At 40.7% G+C, this 19,921-nt stretch carries 18 protein-coding genes; 11 read left to right on the top strand and 7 right to left on the bottom strand.

Annotated features, from left to right (window positions below; all coding sequences use genetic code 11):
- Positions 1 to 21 precede the first annotated feature (21 nt).
- The 4 genes from HBH39_RS05400 (at position 22) to HBH39_RS05415 (ending at position 2,882) form a co-directional block, all read left to right on the top strand.
- Complete coding sequence (locus HBH39_RS05400) at positions 22 to 813, top strand: ParA family protein (protein WP_167676298.1); 792 nt, start codon at positions 22 to 24, stop codon at positions 811 to 813.
- On the top strand, positions 797 to 1,915 hold the full coding sequence (locus tag HBH39_RS05405; RefSeq protein ID WP_167676300.1) for a chemotaxis protein CheW: 1,119 nt from the start codon (positions 797 to 799) through the stop codon (positions 1,913 to 1,915). The genes HBH39_RS05400 and HBH39_RS05405 overlap by 17 nt, the downstream gene beginning before the upstream one ends.
- Before the next feature lie 2 nt (positions 1,916 to 1,917).
- Entirely contained in the window at positions 1,918 to 2,412 is a 495-nt protein-coding gene (locus HBH39_RS05410) for a chemotaxis protein CheW (protein ID WP_167676302.1), read from the top strand.
- A 71-nt stretch (positions 2,413 to 2,483) separates the two neighbouring features.
- Positions 2,484 to 2,882, top strand: coding sequence for a DUF2802 domain-containing protein (locus tag HBH39_RS05415; RefSeq protein WP_167676304.1), 399 nt, complete (start codon positions 2,484 to 2,486; stop codon positions 2,880 to 2,882).
- A 79-nt stretch (positions 2,883 to 2,961) separates the two neighbouring features.
- Here the strand turns inward: HBH39_RS05415 and HBH39_RS05420 are convergent, their stop codons facing one another.
- From HBH39_RS05420 to HBH39_RS05430, 3 genes are all read right to left on the bottom strand, one after another.
- On the bottom strand, positions 2,962 to 4,320 hold the full coding sequence (locus HBH39_RS05420; RefSeq protein ID WP_208764185.1) for an RsmB/NOP family class I SAM-dependent RNA methyltransferase: 1,359 nt from the start codon (positions 4,318 to 4,320) through the stop codon (positions 2,962 to 2,964).
- A gap of 94 nt (positions 4,321 to 4,414) precedes the next feature.
- A complete protein-coding gene (locus HBH39_RS05425) occupies positions 4,415 to 4,732 on the bottom strand; it encodes an EscU/YscU/HrcU family type III secretion system export apparatus switch protein (protein ID WP_167676308.1) in 318 nt (105 codons plus the stop codon).
- A gap of 27 nt (positions 4,733 to 4,759) precedes the next feature.
- Positions 4,760 to 7,006: a hypothetical protein gene (locus HBH39_RS05430; RefSeq protein ID WP_167676310.1), complete on the bottom strand. Its 2,247-nt coding sequence runs from the start codon at positions 7,004 to 7,006 to the stop codon at positions 4,760 to 4,762.
- Between the two features lie 271 nt (positions 7,007 to 7,277).
- Here HBH39_RS05430 and HBH39_RS05435 point away from each other — a divergent pair, with 271 nt between their 5' ends.
- Together HBH39_RS05435 and HBH39_RS05440 are read left to right on the top strand one after the other, a co-directional pair.
- Complete coding sequence (locus tag HBH39_RS05435) at positions 7,278 to 8,060, top strand: MlaA family lipoprotein (RefSeq protein WP_167676313.1); 783 nt, start codon at positions 7,278 to 7,280, stop codon at positions 8,058 to 8,060.
- A gap of 45 nt (positions 8,061 to 8,105) precedes the next feature.
- Positions 8,106 to 9,239, top strand: a complete 1,134-nt coding sequence (locus tag HBH39_RS05440; RefSeq protein ID WP_167676315.1) for a response regulator — start codon at positions 8,106 to 8,108, stop codon at positions 9,237 to 9,239.
- An 89-nt stretch (positions 9,240 to 9,328) separates the two neighbouring features.
- Here HBH39_RS05440 and HBH39_RS05445 read toward each other — a convergent pair whose 3' ends face one another.
- The 3 genes from HBH39_RS05445 to HBH39_RS05455 all read right to left on the bottom strand — a co-directional run bounded on the left by HBH39_RS05445 (position 9,329) and on the right by HBH39_RS05455 (position 12,289).
- Positions 9,329 to 9,694, bottom strand: a complete 366-nt coding sequence (locus tag HBH39_RS05445; protein ID WP_167676317.1) for a cytoplasmic protein — start codon at positions 9,692 to 9,694, stop codon at positions 9,329 to 9,331.
- Between the two features lie 436 nt (positions 9,695 to 10,130).
- Positions 10,131 to 11,279: an L-threonine dehydrogenase gene (yiaY, locus tag HBH39_RS05450; RefSeq protein ID WP_167676319.1), complete on the bottom strand. Its 1,149-nt coding sequence runs from the start codon at positions 11,277 to 11,279 to the stop codon at positions 10,131 to 10,133.
- 389 nt (positions 11,280 to 11,668) lie between these two features.
- The gene (locus HBH39_RS05455) at positions 11,669 to 12,289 is read right to left on the bottom strand and encodes a peptidylprolyl isomerase (protein ID WP_167676321.1); all 621 of its coding nucleotides are present in this window, start codon (positions 12,287 to 12,289) and stop codon (positions 11,669 to 11,671) included.
- A 203-nt stretch (positions 12,290 to 12,492) separates the two neighbouring features.
- Here HBH39_RS05455 and HBH39_RS05460 point away from each other — a divergent pair, with 203 nt between their 5' ends.
- The 5 genes from HBH39_RS05460 to HBH39_RS05480 all read left to right on the top strand — a co-directional run bounded on the left by HBH39_RS05460 (position 12,493) and on the right by HBH39_RS05480 (position 16,841).
- Complete coding sequence (locus tag HBH39_RS05460) at positions 12,493 to 13,785, top strand: DEAD/DEAH box helicase (protein WP_167676323.1); 1,293 nt, start codon at positions 12,493 to 12,495, stop codon at positions 13,783 to 13,785.
- The gene (locus HBH39_RS05465) at positions 13,785 to 14,846 is read left to right on the top strand and encodes a CobW family GTP-binding protein (RefSeq protein WP_167676325.1); all 1,062 of its coding nucleotides are present in this window, start codon (positions 13,785 to 13,787) and stop codon (positions 14,844 to 14,846) included. Before HBH39_RS05460 ends, HBH39_RS05465 begins: the two co-directional genes overlap by 1 nt.
- Before the next feature lie 798 nt (positions 14,847 to 15,644).
- Positions 15,645 to 15,935: a hypothetical protein gene (locus tag HBH39_RS05470; RefSeq protein WP_167676327.1), complete on the top strand. Its 291-nt coding sequence runs from the start codon at positions 15,645 to 15,647 to the stop codon at positions 15,933 to 15,935.
- Positions 15,936 to 16,022: 87 nt separating this feature from the next.
- Positions 16,023 to 16,355 (top strand): hypothetical protein, encoded by a 333-nt coding sequence (locus HBH39_RS05475; RefSeq protein WP_167676329.1) that lies wholly within the window; start codon positions 16,023 to 16,025, stop codon positions 16,353 to 16,355.
- A 57-nt stretch (positions 16,356 to 16,412) separates the two neighbouring features.
- Positions 16,413 to 16,841, top strand: a complete 429-nt coding sequence (locus HBH39_RS05480) for a GNAT family N-acetyltransferase (protein ID WP_167676331.1) — start codon at positions 16,413 to 16,415, stop codon at positions 16,839 to 16,841.
- A gap of 219 nt (positions 16,842 to 17,060) precedes the next feature.
- Here the strand turns inward: HBH39_RS05480 and HBH39_RS05485 are convergent, their stop codons facing one another.
- Complete coding sequence (locus HBH39_RS05485; RefSeq protein ID WP_167676333.1) at positions 17,061 to 19,871, bottom strand: FAD-binding and (Fe-S)-binding domain-containing protein; 2,811 nt, start codon at positions 19,869 to 19,871, stop codon at positions 17,061 to 17,063.
- Positions 19,872 to 19,921: the final 50 nt, after the last annotated feature.

Here is a 19,921-nt window from a genome sequence, read left to right on the forward strand (position 1 = left end):
ACTTAGGCGAGGGATATATATTTGAAAGTCTGGACTGTCGCAAATCAAAAAGGTGGCGTGGGTAAAACAACCAGTGTTGCCAGTCTTGCGGGTGCTTTGGTTAAACGAGGCAAACGAGTCTTGATGATCGATACCGATCCGCACGCTTCACTCGGTTATTATTTAGGCATTGATTCTGAAGAGGTTCCGGGGTCATTGTATGATGTTTTTGTTAATCATAAAGCACTAAACGCTGAATTTATCCAGCAATATATTTTACCTACTCAAATTGAAGGTTTAGATTTACTGCCAGCAACCATGGCACTTGCTACTCTAGATCGTGCATTGGGACATCAAGAGGGGATGGGGTTAGTATTACGAAATCTTATTGCTTTTTTAGAGGGCAAATATGATGTTGCTATTATAGATTGCCCGCCCGTTTTAGGTGTGTTAATGGTCAATGCTTTGGCAGCCAGTCAGCATATTATTATTCCTGTCCAAACCGAATTTTTAGCCATTAAAGGCTTAGATAGAATGATTAAGACCATGGAGTTGATGGGGAGGTCTAAAAAAACGCAATATAGTTATAGCATTATTCCCACCATGTATGACAAGCGCACCAAAGCTTCGCCGATTGCGCTGGCCTATTTACAAGAGAAATATAGTAAACATTTATGGCCCAACGTTATTCCTGTGGATACTAAGTTTCGAGATGCCAGTTTAGCACATTTGCCCGCGTCACATTATTCTGCAGCCAGTCGAGGTGTTAAAGCCTATAATGTGTTACTTGATTATTTATTAGCGCGGGAGTTTGCTCATGTCAAAATCGGTTGATGAAACTGTTTTTGATTATTTTACATTATTACTGAGTGAGCCTACTGAAAAGCTCATTGAGCAAAAAGATGTACCTCAAACCAACGCCAGGCCTTCGCTTGCTGAACATGAGCTAATCAAGCCAGTCACTAGCACTAAATCAGCAGTCATATCGAAAAAATCAACAGAACACCTTGTCGCACCTCAAGTGGATGCTCGACCTAATGAAACAAGAAGGTTCGCTGAGCCGACTACAAGCATTGATAAAGCGGCATTAACAAAACTGCTATCTGCGGTGTCCGATCCAGAACCTCAAACGCAAGTTGAAGCAAAGGTTGAAGCAAAGATTGATGCTGTCAAAAACTCAATTTCGGTTGATGAAATCAAAGCTAGTGCAAATAAAGTTCGTCAAGCAATCATAGGCAAAGCAAATGAAGCGCCTAAACAAACAGCAGTTGATATTGTTAACACTCATAAAACAACTCAAGCTAATAAAGAAATCAATTCGTTAGCCGATAAAAAATTATCCGAAACAGCGCCAAATTCAATAAAAAAAGCTATTATTGATCATAAGCCAGATGTCGATGATTCAGATACGTTAGCACTACAGACCCAATTAGGGGCAACACCGCCAAGTATCACCCATGACTTACAGCAAGTGCTGGATAATGAGTTTCAAGTGCTGTTTTTTAAGGTGGCGGGGTTAACACTAGCCGTTCCTCTTGTCAGTTTAGGGGGAATAGTCAAGGTAGAACGAATTAGCCATTTAATTGGTCGTCCAAAATGGTTTTTAGGGGTACAAACTCACAGAGAAGAAAAGATTAATGTGGTAGATACTGGTGCTTGGGTTATGCCAGAAAAATATACACCACAACTCGCGGAGTCGATTGATTATCAGTACTTAGTGATGCTAGAAGATAGTCGATGGGGATTGGCTTGTGAGTCATTAGTCAACGCTGTAAAAATTGATAAATCACACGTCAATTGGCGTGAAAAATCCGGTAAGCGCCCATGGCTTGCTGGTGTCGTAAAACAACAAATGTGTGGCATATTACATGTACAAGCGTTAATCAAAATGCTTGATGCAGGTTTAGGTTGTCAGGATTCGATTGACCGAGGTTAACTATGAGCGATTCTAGAAGTGTAGCAGCTGTTGCTGCAGGTAAAGACGATGCAGTACTACAGTGGGTTACATTTAAATTAGATAATGAAACCTATGGCATTAATGTGATGCAAGTGCAAGAAGTCTTGCGCTACACAGAAATAGCCCCTGTACCTGGTGCACCAAGCTATGTACTCGGGATTATTAACCTACGTGGTAACGTGGTAACAGTTATTGATACCCGTTCACGATTTGGTCTTATGTCAGCAGATGTTGATGATTCTACTCGAATAGTCATTATTGAAGCAGAAAAGCAAGTGATAGGTATTTTGGTCGATAGCGTTGCGGAGGTGGTTTACCTTCGTCGTTCAGAAATTGATAATGCTCCCAATGTCGGCACAGAAGAAAGTGCTAAGTTTATTCAAGGTGTAAGTAATCGAGATAATGAATTACTCATTTTAGTTGATCTTGATAAACTACTTTCAGATGATGAGTGGGTTGAATTAACTCAACTTTAAAATATTTTTCAGTGACAAAGCGCCAGCTCATTCAGTATGCTGGCTTTTTGTTATGTGTTTGAGAGTTTAAAATGGGTGATGAATTTTTAATAGCGGCCTTGGTGTACGTCATTGCTTGTTTAGGTTTAGTGCTTTATTTACAAAAACAATCGAGTAAATTAAAAAATAAAGTAGATGCCTTAACTGTTTTGGTAAAAGAAAGTGATCGTCAGCGTGAAGCGGTAAAACGCGAACTCAACGAGCTGCGAAGTGGCACCATAGGAATGGGACGTAAAGTTGTTGAGTTAGAAAAGAAAATGGCTAAGCAATCTGAAATACTGAATGAGGCTAGTCAGCAAGATCCGCAAGCTAAACTCTACTCTCGTGCGGTAAAAATGGTTGCGCTAGGAGCAGGCATTGACGAGCTAATGCAAGAGTGTGAATTACCTAAAGCGGAAGCTGAATTATTATTAAGGCTACATAAAAAATAGTCATTCAGTTAATCAACAAAACGCCATCAACAATATCTTGTTGATGGCGTTTTGTTTTGTCGAGTTTGAACTGGGACGGTTATTTTACCCGACGCATTTTGGCAACGAACATACCATCACTGTTAGCTTGCTGCGGCCAAACCGTTAGCATTGAATGTTGGGTTTGCGTAAAAGGATGGGTGATAGTCTCCAGCTCAAAATGTGGGTTGGCTTGCAAAAATGCATTCACAACTCCTTCATTTTCAACGCTTGCTAAAGAACAGGTAGCATACACTAACTCGCCTAAAGGTTTTACAGCCGCTGCGCTGCGGGACAAAATAGCAAGTTGCAGTGCTGGTTTGTCGCTTATGGCATTAACCTCATCAATCCAGCGCATATCAGGATTTCGTCGCCATGTGCCTGTGCAGCTACAGGGAGCATCAACTAATACGCCATCAAAATAGTTAGATGCCACGGGCAGCACGTCACCTTGCCAAGGCGCTACCTCAATTCTTTTAAATCCGGCACGTTTTGCACGCTTTTGCAATTCAGTTAAAGCATGTCGGCGAATATCCGATGCGACAATTCGGCCTTCAGCACCGGCTTGCTGCATTAATGAATATAACTGTAAGCTTTTCCCTCCTGCACCAGAACAAGCATCCCACCAAAGGCTATTCGCTTGTGGATGACAAGTTTGACCAATAACTTGTGAGGCAAGGTCTTGAATTTCTATCTCTCCGGATGTGTAAGCGGCAACTTGGTTCAAATTGATACTGTTGTAACCCAAGTTAAGAGTGTCAGAGAAGTATTTACTTGGTGTTGCTTCAATATCAGCTTGCTTGAGGCGAGCAATAACCTCTTGAGTAGATCGATTTTGCGCTCTTGCCCATATTGGTGGTCTGCTGGTCATGGCTTGGATAAATGATTGCTTATCTGTAGGGGCAACTTGACAGTGCAGCCAGAACCAGTCTGGCAGAAGCTGGTCAATTGTGACATTTGTTAATGACGAAATGGAATGAAATTGAGCCAGTTTGGATGTCACATCATCATTATCTTGAGTTTGGCTTTGCGCCAATAGCATATTTATATTGATTTCAGCATTGTTGCTAATGTCACTGAATTCAAGCCATGCAGCACGAATGTCATGCCATGTATGACTTTCTAATTGTGCAGCTATAGTCAACATCTGTAAAAACGTTGCCGGAGATTGGTAGTTACCTATGTGTTGTATCCAGCCCCACCAACGAAATAAGCCGAACAAGCTTTCTCGGATCACCCGTCTATCTTTCGAACCATGCTTTTTATGTTCTTTAAAATATTGTCCGATGACACGATCTGCAGGCTGCTTGTTTGATAAAACCGTATCAAATAAGTTGTATATGGTGCTGGCGTAACTGATGGCACGTTTTTCTGCGCCGGAATTAGCGACAAAGTGAAAACTAAATTGATTATCGGTCATGGAAATTAATGGTATGGCTCGAAGAAATGTAAACGAGCATTCTACCATGCAACACTGTTGTGGGGTAGCTTGGACATTTTAAATGCGGTTGAGATTAAGCTTTAGCGACAATTTTTTGATGTAAATTATTCCACTGCTCAGGGAATTTACCATCCAACATGTAAACAAAAGCAATAAGCTCAGCAATGAGTAAATAAAGCTCTTTGGGTACAGCCTCACCAATCTCTAGCAGTTGTAAAAACTCACTCAGGTTCGGGTCTTCATGGATATGGACCCCAGCTTCTTTTGCCAGTGCAATAATTTCATCTGCCACTAAATCTTTACCTGACGCGGTCACTTTCGGGGCCGTTTTACCGTCAAAACTCAGGGCAACTGCCTCTCTTATTTTGGGTTTGTTTGCATCTTGGCTCATTATAATCTCATTATGTTTAATGGCTAACTAGGCCCGAGTTTTTACTAAAAAATGATCGCCAGGTAATAACGTGGCGGGAATAGAGGCTATTTGGGTACTAAACTGACCGGGAGTGAAGCCTATTTGAGTCACTTTATGGCTGAGTGCAGCATGAAAGCCGTCTATTTTATCTAGCAGTTGTTGATTGTTGCTTTTGAACTCTAAATCGAGAATATCGCCTTTTTTATGAGCACAAATTAAAATAGAGCCTAATGACAGATTAAACTTCAATTGAAGGCGCCAACCTGATTGGTTTGTGTCATCCTCATTTTTATCGGATTGATATTGGCCTTCAAATTGTTCATTACGCTGATTGACTGAATAGGGCAGGGTAAAAAACCAGTTTATTGCTTGGTCGCTTCCACCACTGGCTTGTTGATACAGATTAATACTGTTGGCTAATTGACCTAAGCTTTCTAACGAACCTGCTTTATCTAACAGTGATAACACTCCGCGTTGCAATGAAAATTTATCCAAGGTGAGTTTTTGTAATAACTGTAAATGGTTTTGCAGTTTAGCGCTGATTTTCTGCCCTGCATTTTGCACTTTTACCCCAAGTAATAACTGAAATAACGTCGTAATCGCGCTGCCTGAAAATAAGTTGGCTTGCATGCTAGGCGCTGAAGATTGCGCTAAGTTAAGACTACTAAGGCTGTATAGTTCATTGAGTAGTTGAGTTGGATCGGCCAGCGAGGTTAGAGGCTGAGGGCTTATTTGTGGCATTATTTTTAACAGTTCTACTGCTAAGTTTTGTGTCGCTGCCGGGTTGTGTGTTGCTTGTACCGAGACCGCGCCCGCTTTAGATAAGGCTTTTTGTAATACTTCGAACGGCGCTAATGTGTCTTTATTCACAGTTTGTTGACTAGCTGCCTTTAGTGCACTTTCACCTAATGTTGGTTTTAATGAAACAGGCTCAGGCTTTATATCTGCAAATGGCTGAGGTTTAGCTGCTTCACTTGATTGAGCTGCTGATCTACCAGATGGCGGTGCGATATTTGAGGCAAAGTGTTGCATTTGTTGGGCTAATTCAGTTTTGTTCACAGGCATGCTGCCTAAAACCGTTGCCACACTTTGAGCCAAATTTTGCGCTTTAGAAGTACTAAGCTGAGAGCTACTACTTGGTACCTCGTTAGCGATTGAAGAGGGATGTTTAGCTGCAGCCAATTTGGCTAATCCATTGACACTAGCAACAGTTACTTTTTGAGCTAATTGATTATTGCTTGAACCGTCAGCACCATTAGCTTTTATATTATTGCCATCAAGTGGCCATGTTTTGGGCACTGGAATAGCTTCAAGCTTTTTAAAAAGTTGAGTGATTATTTGTGCCGGCTCTAGCTTACTGATGACCACTTGAGCATGGTCTTTGTTTATACCTTCAAGATTAGGGTTACTTTTGGCAATCAAGTCGACGCTGATTTCTGCTTTTATTGGAATAAGTTTCAAAGCCAATTGTTGATTAATTTTATTGATACTGACTAGGTATTGACCGTTACTTAATTGCACTTTGTCTAATTGTGCTTTGTCTAGCTGAATAGTTGGACCATCAACAAATAATAACTGTTTATTAGCCACTATCGCATTGGGTAATGGATACCCTTGAGGCCTTGATGCTAATTGAGTTAACTGCTCGGTTGATACCCCATTTTGATTGGCAAGACTCATTAATGAGTTGGGTAATTTGATTTGAATTGTTTGAGCAAGCAGTAACAGTTTAGTTTGTATCGAGGTATTTGTGGACGTTTGTTGGTTCGGATTTTCCGACGTGTGTGTTTGTGCAGGTGCTTTATGATTTGCAGCTTGATTAAGCAGCTCTAACTTCGCCATTGTTTGCAGAGTTAGTTGCTTAAATGAATCGCTAGAAATAATAACTTGTTGAGTGTTAGCCAATAATTTTTGCAACTCGGCAGTCAAGTTAAGTTGGTACTCTTGTTTTGCTATGGTCACATTAACCATGGTATTTGTCGGTGTGGCGGGGTAACTGATAACAACCGGTTGTGCTTGTTGGATTGCAACTATAGGTTTATGGGGTGCCGAGGATAAATTTGAGGCGAATGGTTTATTGATATCAGGCTGTTGGCTATTTTTGCTGTTAGATGTTGAATCGGTCTCTGACGTTAGGTGTTTTTGACTCGCCACAGCCTGATTCGTCCCTATGATTTTGTTAGGCACAGACTTTGATTCTGCTTTAATAGATGCAGGCATAGAAGACTTAATATTATAAGGTGGCGTGGTCATATATCGGCCTGTATATCGCGAGAGTGTTAAAATCAAATTGCATAAAGTTAATATATTTTACAATTTGATAATTGCTATTATCTATTGCTGCAGTATCCTTAGCAAATTGATGTTGTCGTCCATTAAAGTCCTTAGCGGCAGATCCATCAGACATCATTTAACGTAGATTCTAATTAATAACTTATCGACTTAACCAATCATTGCTTTAATAAAGAATAACATTTAAACGTTTGTTTAGGCTTATGAGTTTGTGTTGTTTAAAGAGAATTTTATGAAGAAGTATCAGGGAATATTACTTTCTTTTTCGTTAGTTGCAGCTAACGGCGCTACTGCTGAGCCGCAAACAAGTGAGCCTGAGCTAATCGACCCACCTACTGTGACCATGACATACCAAGATCCTCGTGACCCTTTTGAGAGCTTTAACCGGGTTATGTGGGATTTCAATTACTTATACTTTGATAAATATCTATTTCGTCCTATCGCACACGGCTATAACGATTATGTACCCCTACCAATGAAAAGCGGTGTAAATAATTTTGTGCGTAATTTTGAAGAACCCAGTGCCATGGTAAACAATGCGTTACAAGGTAAGTGGGGCTGGTCAGCTAACGCGGGTGGGCGTTTTGTTATTAATAGTACCTTAGGGATTGTTGGGTTGATTGATGTGGCTGAAATGATGGGTATGTCACGTAAGCATGACGATTTTAGTGAGGTTTTAGGCTATTACGGCGTGCCGAATGGCCCTTATTTTATGGCCCCATTTTTAGGTCCCTATGTGACTCGAGAACTCGCAACAAACTGGGTTGATAGTCTATACTTTCCTTTGTCAGAGTTTACTTTGTGGCAGTCAGCATTAAAGTGGGCATTAAAAGGGCTTCATTCTCGTGCTTCAGCCATTGATCAAGAGAGACTACTTGATAATGCTCTTGATCCCTATACTTTTGCAAAAGAAGCTTACTTGCAGTATGTGGATTATAATGTGTATGATGGAAATGTACCGCAGATTCAAGAAGATGACGCGCTTTTAGATGCCTATATGGATGAGTTAGAATAGCTGGATGTTGATCTCTCCAGCAGTATTCTGCTGTGGAGAAGTCGCATGGCCTTAACTGATGTATCTGTGCTTTTAGTCGAAGATGATCCTGTATTTAGTCAATTAATGAGAGACTTTCTAGATACGCAAGGAGCAAGGGTTGAGTTTGCCATTGATGGACTCCAGGGACTTAAGCTATTTAATGAACATGTATTTGATGTTGTGATTGCCGATTTAAATATGCCTAAAATGGGTGGTTTGCCTATGCTACGGCAAATGATGACCATTAATCCTCAGTTACCCGCTATTGTTATTTCTGCAAATGATGTTATGTCAGATGTGATCGAGGCCCTTAGAATTGGTGCATCGGATTACTTAATTAAACCTGTAACAGATTTATTTGTAGTTGAAGCTGCAATTCAACAAGCATTAGCAAGTGCAAAAAGCGAGTTTGCGGCTAAAGCTAATGATGGCAGTGATGATTTTTCGCAGCAATTTGCCGATTTATCTTATTATGAACTCAATCAAAATTTATTGCTGCTTGAGCAAAATTCCCAAGCCGCTAAAAATGTCCAACAGCAATTGTTTCCCGCCTCTCACATTCAATATCCTAATGCAGCCATAAATTACAGCTTGTTTAAAAATAATGATGTTAGTGCTTATTTTATTGACTCGACTATGGTAGATGATGATCATTTAGTGATGTATATGGCGCACTTTTTACCTGAAGATAACAGATCGGCTTTTGGATGTGTGCTGCTGAGTAGTTTCGTTAATGATAAGTTGAAAAGATTCCGAATAGGACAAAGTAGTATCTTACTCAATCCCGCCGAAATGTTAACTTATCTCAATGATAAAATGATGAATTCTGGCTTACATCTTTTCGCTAATATGGTTTATGTGTGTATTGATTTGCGTTCTTTTGATACAACAATTGCTCAAGCAGGTGAAGGTTTGCGGTGTTATTTACGCAATGTATCAGGTTTAGCCCCATTAGCATTGCCCAAATGTCAGCCCATTGGTTCTGTGTTGTGTAAAGTGCAAATGACTCATGAGCGGCGATTGATGCCTGGAGAATCTATTTGTATTGGCACCTGTGAACAACAGCATCAGCAATTGTTACTCGATGATCAATTTAAAGGTTTAGTATTTGATAAAACCATTGTTGCTGGTGGTTTTATGCAACTTGATGTTAGTTGAAGTAACAGATAATTAGCCATAAAAGTTAAAGGCCGTTTCATCTATAGATGTAACGGCCTTTAAAATAAAAAATCGACTAATCTGGCAGATTAATCGATTTTAGTAATTCTTTGCTGGTAGTCTTTAATCAGGTATTCCATCACTTCGTTAACAGACACATCTTGGCAGCAATTGTCTAAGAAAACCTTGAAGGTCACTAGGCCGTGTCCATCGTGTTTCAATCGGCTGCTTTGCATGGCAAAGTAAGCTTCTTCCTTGTCTGCTTTTCTGATCGTGATGCCATCAATTTCAAATAACTTACTGCCGGCATTGTTATGCCATTTAGTGATTCTATTTAACGCAATTTCGCAAGAGTGGTTAACTTCAATATGATTATGCCAGTCAGCAGGCTTTTGATTTTCTTGGTAATGAGGGCAACGAACAGTGTAATTGTGAACATGAGTAATAGCTGTCATATGTAACTACCTTTTCTTTATTAGTTGTTTCATCATAGACTCAATTTTCAACGGGGGTCAATGGTTATTCTCAGAACTGAGAGCTAGGTTCGCTTTTACTAATGTAACCATTTAATGGGGTTGTAAACGGTTATTAAACAGCCATTTATCGTACATTTTTTGCTTAAAACATTGACAGTGAGCTTGTTTGTAATCCACAACACTGGCTTGGATAAACAAGACATACTTGATTAGACTGATGTGGGCTTGAGGTGATATTTGGCTGCCATATGTGATTTCAACTTGCTTAAAAGCCTCCTTAAAAGCTTCCTGAGTAACTGCTAACATTAGAATAAAGCAAAAAGCTCACCCAATGGTGAGCTTTGAAACTGTGATTGATGCAATGCCTTTTGGTCTATATAAGAATAATTGCGTCAACTATCTTGCATTCGCTGGCTTATAAAGCTGCTAGATAAATTTGGCTAATTTCTTCTAAGCTGGCTTGCTTAGGGTTTGTTAAGCCACAAGCATCTTTCAATGCGTTTTCTGCTAATGTTGGAATATCTTCAGCTTTAACGCCTAACTCGGTTAATGTTGCAGGAATATCAACAGCAACAGATAAACTCTTGATAGCTTCAATGGCGGCCTCAGCGGCAAGTTCAGTTGATAAGCCATTGACGTTTTCACCCATTGCGACGGCAATATCAGCTAAACGTTGTGGCACAACTTGAGCGTTATATTGCTGTACATGGGGCAGTAAAATTGCGTTACATACCCCATGTGGGAGATCGTAAAATCCACCTAACTGATGCGCCATGGCATGAACATAGCCCAAACTTGCGTTATTAAAGGCCATGCCAGCTAAAAATTGTGCATAAGCCATTTGCTCTCGGGCTTCAATATTTTGACCATCTTTAACTGCATTCACTAAATTGGCTTTAATGAGTTCAATGGCTTTAATTGCGCATGCATCGGTGATGGGGTTGGCGGCGATGGATACATAAGCTTCCACAGCATGGGTGAGTGCATCCATTCCGGTTGCCGCAGTTAATGATTTAGGTTTATCTAGCATTAATTCTGGGTCATTAACTGATAAAATCGGAGTGGTATTTTTATCAACAATCGCCATTTTAATATGTCTGGCTTCGTCAGTAATAATGCAAAAGCGCGTCATTTCACTGGCGGTGCCTGCGGTGGTATTGATGGCAACCAAGGGGAGTTGCGGCTTAGCGGACATATCTACGCCTTCATAATCTTTAATGCTGCCGCCATTGGTGGCAACTAATGCAATCCCTTTTGCACAGTCATGGGGTGAACCGCCGCCCAATGACACAATAAAGTCGCAGGCATCTTTATTTAATATGGCTAAACCCGCTTCAACATTAGCGGTAGTTGGGTTGGGTTGCACACCATCAAAAATGCTGACAGCGATATCTTCGGTTTGCAGTTTATCGGCAACTTTTGCTACTAGCCCGATTGAAACTAATGGTTTGTCGGTAACAATTAGTGCCCGCTTAAAACCGAATGCTTTGATATCCTTTACGGCTTCTTCAACACTGCCTTGGCCTAAGATGTTAACGCTTGGAATAAAAAATTTTGTCGCCATGGTATTACCCCAGTCGATTATTTTGTCTGAAGCCAACTTACCAATCCTGATGCGTATCGTTTGTGAGAAACCTCAAATAAATCGAGGATTAATACCTATTTAGGAGTATAACTGTTATGGGGGTCGAATATCTGCAATAAAATCAATAGTTACTGTAATTTTGGCAGAGAAATTGAAAGGCTACCTAGGTAGCCTTTATGGTAACTAAAACCAATCACGATAAGTAAGTGATCAAAAATAATGTAGGAAAAACGCTTGAGAACAAGGCAGATTTTTTCGATAAGTAGTTATTCTACAATTAAAAAATCTAACGCTGTTATCGAGTGTTTTAACAAGCTAGGAGGAACAGTTATTTATTACGATTAGTATAATTGCTCAGATCAAAAGAGTTAATCGGGGCAACTGATATCAGATACTTGTGTTACCACAATATTCTCAACTGGGACATTTGAATAGATGAAACCATCTTTGAAGGTTTTATTTGTTGTATTCACTGCATTCATCATATCAACAACCTCCATGCCTGCCACTACTTTACCAAACACGGCATAACCACCTTGGTTTGGGTAGTCCAAATCGTCATTGTCGCTAATATTGATAAAAAACTGCGAGGTAGCAGAATCTAATACTTGAGTTCGCGCCATGGCAATTGTGCCGTATTCATTTTTGAGTCCAACAGAAGATTCATTCTTAATTGGCCCGTGGGTGGCTTTTTTGTCTAAATCAGCGCTAAAGCCACCACCTTGATTAACAAAGTTATTTACGATGCGGTGGAATATGGTGTTGTTGTAAAATCCTTCATCTACATAACGGCTGAAGTTTTCAGAAGTTATTGGCATATTGACATTGTCGATACCCACAACAAAGTCGCCCATAGTGGTTTCAAAGTTGTAGCATTGGCTAATGACCATGTCTGGTGTAGTGGGTTCAACTGGCGCAGTGTCGCTTGAGTCTGATCCGCCACAGGCTGTTAATCCTAATAGTGCCATAGCTGATAAATACGGTTTCATATATTCCTTTAATTAAAAGCAGTAAATTTGCCCATATAGTTACCAAGTTGTGAGCTGATATCAACATAAACCACCAGGGTGATACAAAGTGTTACGCTTCAGGCTTTTGCAATTAAGTCACTGAACTATTCGATTAAAGGTAAACCAAGGCGAGAATTCGTTATACAATAGCACCTTTGTTGATCTAGCCTTATGAGCGACTTATGTCTTTTTCTGCCCTTGGTTTAATGCCAGAACTTGTAAACACCTTGACTCAAATTGAGTATCTCAAGCCAACACCTATTCAAGCTGAGGTAATCCCTTTGGTATTGGAAGGAAAAGATATTTTAGCGAGCGCGGAAACCGGAACCGGTAAAACAGCCGCATTTGCATTACCTTTATTGCAAATGTTGGCGCAACGCTTGCCTGTTCAACCTCAAACCGAGAAGACTAATATTCAGGTGTTGATCATGACGCCAACTCGTGAGCTAGCAATTCAAATTGATGAAAATATTCAGCAATATAGCCAAGGCTTAACTATTGCTAGTGTGGCTGTGTATGGCGGCGCCAGTATTCGACCACAAATGACGGCAATTAAGCAAGGTGTCGATATTTTGGTTGCGACACCTGGACGGTTATTCGATATCGTTGGTCAGCACGATGTAGACCTTTCAAACGTGTCCTATCTAGTGATTGATGAAGCTGACAGAATGCTGGATTTAGGGTTTGTTAAAGACATCGAAAAGGTAAAACGCTTAGTCAATCGTCAGCATCAAACCATGATGTTTTCGGCAACGTTGTTTTCTGATGAGATTAAAGTCTTAGCTGAAAAAATGTTACTGACTCCAGCGCTGATCAATGTGGCCACTCACACCACCGCCGCCACGGTATCGCAAATTGGTTATCAAGTTGATCAGCGCCGTAAAGCGGAGTTGTTATCAGAGCTAATCGGTAAACATAATTGGCAACAGGTTATGGTGTTTACGAGCCGAAAAGAAACGGCGGATCATTTGCAGCGTGAACTTTCCCTTGATGGCATTAAAAGTTCTGTGTTTCATGGTGATAAGTCACAAGGCGCGCGCAACAAAGCGCTAGAAGAATTTAAAGCAGGTCAGCTCAGGGTATTAGTGGCAACTGACTTAGCCGCACGAGGCTTAGATATTCAGGCTCTGCCTAGGGTGATTAACTTTGAGCTTCCTGAAGAGCCAGAGGATTATGTGCATCGCATTGGCCGCACAGGACGTGCTGGTTTATCAGGTGAAGCGATCTCGCTGGTGAGCCCACAAGAGAAAGGCTTTCTTGAGGCGATCGAGGCGGTAATTAATCAATCACTCACACTGCAAACCGTAAAAGGTTATGAAGAGGGCGCACCGCTTCCTGCTCGATATCGTGATGTTGGCGCTGACAATAAAGCCAACAAAGCGGTTAAAAAGTTTAGCCGTTCGGGGGCAAAGTTTAAGTCGGCAGATAAATCAAAACCGACTCGTCAAGGTAAGTACAGCAAAGCTAAAAAATAATGATCACTAAACCCATTAAAACCAATGTTATTACTGGATTTTTAGGCGTCGGTAAAACCAGCTTAATTAAGCAGTTACTTGCTAATAAGCCCAATGATGAAACCTGGGCTGTTTTGGTGAATGAATTTGGTGAAATCGGCGTAGACGCCAGTTTAATCAATAAAACCAGTCGCAATGATGTGTTTATTAAAGAGGTGGCTGGTGGCTGTTTGTGCTGTGCGGCGGGCGTGCCAACTCAAGTGGCCATAAACCAGATTATTCAACGTGCAAAGCCAGATAGAATATTAATCGAACCGACAGGTATTGGTCATCCGCAACAAATCATCAAGGTGCTTAAGGCACCTCACTATCAACAGGTTATTGATTTAAAAGCGACGCTTTGTTTAGTTGACGCGCGAAAAGTGGCCGATCCACGTTATCATCAACATCCTATCTTTATTGAGCAGCTGTGCATTGCTGATGTAGTTATTGCTAATAAAAGTGAGTTGTATGAGACTAAAGACCAGCAAGCACTAAATGATTTTTTACAACAACTTCAACTTCGTCCAGTGGTAGTTGAGGCCAGAGCGCATTTTAGCGCGCCAGGCTTAATCCATTCATTGCTTGAACAACTCGATAAGCCGCAAAAAATGCGTATCAATGCTGATGTGCAATTAGTCAATAAATCTACTTTACCAAAACCAAGTTTATTAAGTGCTAAATCCGCTATGTGGGAGGGGGAAGATAAATCTTCACCCAAACCGCTAACCGCCAACGAAATACGCTGTAAAACCAATCAAGGCGATGATTTTTACAGTGTGGGCTGGCTAACGGGAGTGGCCTACTGCTTTGAGTTTGAAAAACTGATGAGCTGGTTTGAATCTTTTAAAAGGCCTTGGGTATTAAGGGTTAAAGCAGTGATGATAACCGCTGATGGTATATTGGCAGTTAACATGGTTGATGGCCAATTAACCTTAGCGGAATTAGATGAAACCATGGACTCTCGAGTCGAAATTATCAGTTCAACCCAGTTAGATGCACAGCAATTGCAAGCGCAATTGTTAGGTTGTTTAGTTGTATAATTAAAAGTGCCTATCAGCTCCCTTGTTAATGTTTACTCTGACCCAACTAATTTATCGTTTGTTGACTGCTTCAGACTTATTCGAAAATGCTAACGCTTCCGATGGTGCATCCATGCACCGCGAAAGCTGTGCTCACATCCATGTGAGCATCACGCTATTTTCTTCAACGTCCTCAATTCAAAGTGAGTCTGAAAATTTTATGTCGAATTAGTTACAAACATGGTCAAATCGAAGATGCGAAAATTTCGGGTGTAAGCGCGGCCGTGACCGTCCATGACATGGACGTCATGGCCGAGCTTTCAGGGACGAACTTTCAGCGTGTCACGGTCGTGCTTGCACATAGGCCTGCGGCAGGCAATTGATTAGATTTAAGCTATGGTCTTCTGTGCCTGCTCAAAGATAAATGAATTAAAAAGTGGGTGCTCGTAACACATTTATGATTCGAAACTTGTTAGCCTTCAAATTAGCCTCGAGCACTTAGTTGCCATCTTTTCGTATTTTACTTTTCGTTATGTCATTCAAAAAACTCGGCTTATGGTTTGTAACAACACTAAACTACTGATTTTGAATAAAAGTTGTAGATTTTAAGAAGGCATAACGAAGCAAATGATTCACGGTTATTTAGATCATTGCCATCAGATTGATTGAAATAAAATTGATTCAAGGCTATTGGGCTGATAAGTTACTAAAAGTATTAGTAATTAAAGCTATTTTGCGAATCACATATTGATGTGTACCTCATGGCGTTTATCGGAATTATCGTTAATACGCATTTATGTGCAGGAATAGGAGTAGATATTGAGTTCAAATTTCAATTACCGAATTGATGCTCCATTTAGTGAAAAGAATCGCTTTTTTAGGGTATGCGTTTATCTTGTCTTATTGCCATTGTTTACCGGATTAAGCGCAGGAGTGATCAATGTATTAGGTAACTTGATGAATTACGACATCAATGAACCTATTCGCAGTAGTGAGTTATCAGCTATAGAAATCACCATGTTTTTCGGTGCATTTGGTCTTGTTTTGTTAATGCTTTTCGGATTGATGCTATTTATCGCAAAAAATGCGTTTCAGAGGCTCAAAATTTAATGTAATCGTATAAATGATGCAAAGGCAAAGCTAGGCTTTTAAGGAGCTTGCCTTGACCGTTAGGTGTTTTTAGGAATTGAGCCAGCAATGGGTAGAGTTGAAGATAATTACAAAGAAAAGATCAGAAACCAAGTTGCTAATATTGCAGTTGTTGTAGCGATAAATATCGGATTCGCTCTCTTTAATTTAGCAATATTAATTGATGTAGCAACAATCACTTTTCTCGGCGGACTTATTTACATATACAACTCGAGAATTGCCTCATTGGGAGTTGTGGTATTTGGTTGTATTGCATTGTTTTTTCAGTTGCCGCATTTTAATGACGCAAGTGGTTGTAGGTTGGCCGCTTTTGTGTGGTTAGTTATTGCAGGTATGATTTCGCTCTATTATTCACTTAAATATCATGCAAAACACACCTAATAAGTACAATCAAAACCAACTCAAACTTCCCATTAAGCTTGCAGGGTTGGAGACGCGATGATTACGTATCAAAAAACAGATGATTTATCTGCTTCGGCTAAGATTACCTATTTAAATATGCGTCCATACTATGAACGCTACTCTGTTGATTGGGATTGCGAAAAAATTGAACAGCAAATACATGATTTAGTTAATTTCGATATATTGCTCAACGGTGAGATTGTTGGCGCAATTCGTTTAGCATTTGATAACGATGGTTGCTACATTCGTGACTTGCAAGTCAGTGAGCAATTTCAAAGTAAGGGTATTGGTGCACTAGCACTTGCTGAATGTGAGAGGTTAGCTATTGATTCAGGCGTCAATACACTTAGATTGCGTGTATTTAAAATCAGTCCTGCTTTTCACCTATATAAAAGAGTTGGATTTGTGGTGGATCATTCAGACGACAGGTTTTACAACATGTCGAGAACAATCGCCAACAAATAATTTAAGAATGATTCTTTGCGCGTGACATTTTTAAATGTGTTGGTTTTCGTGGGTAAGGTGGTATGCAGTTGCACCTTAAATGAATAGCTAAACATTGACTGAGCCTACTGTTCACTTTTGCGCTTACATAAGCCCATGTGTTCAAAATGCCCTTAACAAAAAGGCCAATCGATTCGATTGGCCTTTGTTTTACTTATTGATTTGACGTTAATTCAATAATTAACGCGTACATTCTTCAAGTAAATATGCAAGGTGGCGGTACGAAATACCACTGTGCTGAGTTAAGCCCACTTCACACATTCTGTTGGCGTAGTAACCTTCTTTGGTTTGTGCCGGAATGAGCTTTTTGATATTACGTAGCGCGCTGGCATTAATTTCAGGCTTATAAAGGCCTTTTTCACCCGCATAGCCACAACAAGTAATACCGTCAGGCAATACAATGTGCTCAGCACAAGCATCTGCAATGGCTTGTAGTGTTGGCTCAAGTTTCATCTTGCGGGCACTACAACCTTGGTGCAGAGTAATACTCGGCTTTTTAGTGATGCTATCTTTAACCTTAGGTAACACCTTGTCATGCATAAACTCAACTAGGTCAAGAATATCCACTTTTGGATTACCGGTTAAGGCACGGTAAGTACAAGATAATGCATCAACTACAACTGGCACTTTACCGTTGTCACTTAGCTTGCTTAATGTATCAATTAGCTCATCACGCTTCATATCTGCGTTTTTAAAGTCGCCTTTTGATTCCCACATTTGACCACAACATAACTCACGGGTGTTATCTGGTGTTACCACGTTATAACCTGCACGCTCAAGCAAAGTGATAACCACTTCTGCTAAGGTGCGATTGTCTGGATCTTTTGGTGTCGGGCCAAAAGTACGACCGCCACAAGCTGGGAAGTATAATACCGTTGGTTGACCTGGCACATGTGCAGAAGGCTTACCTACGTTACCCCCTTTAGGGAAATCAGGATTCCAATAAGGCACTTCTTTGGTGATCATTCGGCCTACATTCATAATCGAATTGGTGATAGTGTCACCGGTGATTTTATGAATGATGCCCAAGGTATCAAAACCTGTGCTGATCACTTGGTTAACTACACCAAAATGCTTAGCTTGGAAATCAAGTACTTTTTGTTCTGTAGAGGTAATGTATGGCGTACGTAACTTACGCACTAAATTACCCATGCTGTTGTCAACAGGACAAGCAATAGTACATAGTTGGCAAGCGGCACAAGTATCGATAACGTCATATTTTGAGCTTGCACGCATTTCAGCGGCGGCTTGTTTGTCGCCAGATTGCTCTAAACGCTCAATTTCACGTAACGTTGCAATACGTTGGCGTGGTGAGAAGTTAAGTGCTGATGTCGGACAGGTTTTTTCACAGAAACCACATTCAATACAACGGTCTACAAAGTCATCAACCACTGGACATGGTTTGATATTTTTAACATGCACTTCGGCATCATCATTTAAAATAACACCTGGATTTAATAAGCCGGTTGGGTCAAAAATATGCTTAATTTGTTTCATTAACGTGTAAGCATCTGCGCCCCATTCCATTTCAACAAATGGCGCTACCGCGCGACCAGTACCATGCTCAGCTTTCATTGAACCATCGTACTTATCAATCACCATCTCCGCCACATCTTGCATAAATGCGTGGAAGCGATCGATATCAGCTTGGGTAGAGAAGGTTGGTGTGATAATAAAATGGAAGTTCCCCGCAAGTGCATGGCCATAAATCACCCCTTCAGGGTAATCGTGTTTATGGAATAATGCAGTTAAGTCCGCTGCGGCAGACGCTAAGTGTTGTAACTCAAATGCTACATCTTCAATAATTACCGACGTACCTTTAGGGCGTGCGCCACCAATAATGGGGAATAATCCAGAACGCATGGCCCAGTATTTACCAAATACCGCAGGATCATCACTGAAGGTAATAGGGCGTTCGGTTTCAATATGGGCAATTTTTTCATTCACTGTTTCAGTGTATTGAACTAGCGTTTCGGCATCATTTGCACGACACTCAATCAATAAAATTGCCGCGCCTTCAGGTAATGATGATAGCCAATCAGGCATACCTGGTTTACCGGTTACAGCTTTAATCGATGCCCAGTCAAGTAGCTCAACCGCCGCAACAGCGTCAATATTTAATGGCGGTACAGCACGAGCTGCATCTTCCATATTGAAAAATACCGCCATGGCTGAAGCTTTAAATTTGGCTTCTTCAACCGTGTGGTAAGTCACTTCATTAACGAAAGCTAAGGTACCTTCAGAGCCAACAATCAGGTGGTTAATGATGTCAAATGGATCGCTATAATCAATTAACGCATTGATGCTGTAACCCGTGGTATTTTTGATTGAAAACTTTTTCTTAATCCGCGCTGCAAGGGTGGGATTATTCTGGGTCATTTCAGCCAAGTCCATTAACGACTTAAGTAAATCGCCATGGGATGCTTTAAATGCCGCTTTTGATTGTTCACAGCCGGTATCAAGTTCAGTGCCGTCAGCAAAAATAAGCTTGACTGAGTCAATGGTTTGATATGAGTTTTGCGCGGTACCACAACACATACCAGAGGCGTTGTTAGCCACAATACCACCAATTTTGGCCGCATTTAGGGTTGCCGGATCAGGACCAATTTTTTTATTTAATGGCTTTAATGCCGCATTGGCATCCGCACCAATAACCGCAACCCCTAGGGTCACTTTTTGGCCATTTTCGCTGATTTCAATTTTTCTAAAACCATCATGGCCAAGAATAAGTAGAATACCTTCACCAATAGCCTGACCTGATAGACTGGTGCCTGCAGCACGGTAGGTAACCGGGGCTTTATGCTTGTTTGCGATTTCAAGAGTGGCTTTTACTTGGTCGATGTCATCAGCATGAACAACGATTTCGGGGACAATTCTGAAGTAACTTGCGTCAGTTGACCAAGCGAAACGACGGACAGGATCGTTACTAACGGCATCTTTGCCTAATTTGGCTAATAACTCATCCATGACAATTTGATAATTAATAGTCATATTTTGCTCTCATTTTACAATTTAGTGATTGAGCAAGTAGCCGTTGGCTA

Origin of the sequence: Shewanella aestuarii (genome assembly GCF_011765625.1) — a bacterium.
Lineage (GTDB): Bacteria > Pseudomonadota > Gammaproteobacteria > Enterobacterales > Shewanellaceae > Shewanella > Shewanella aestuarii_A.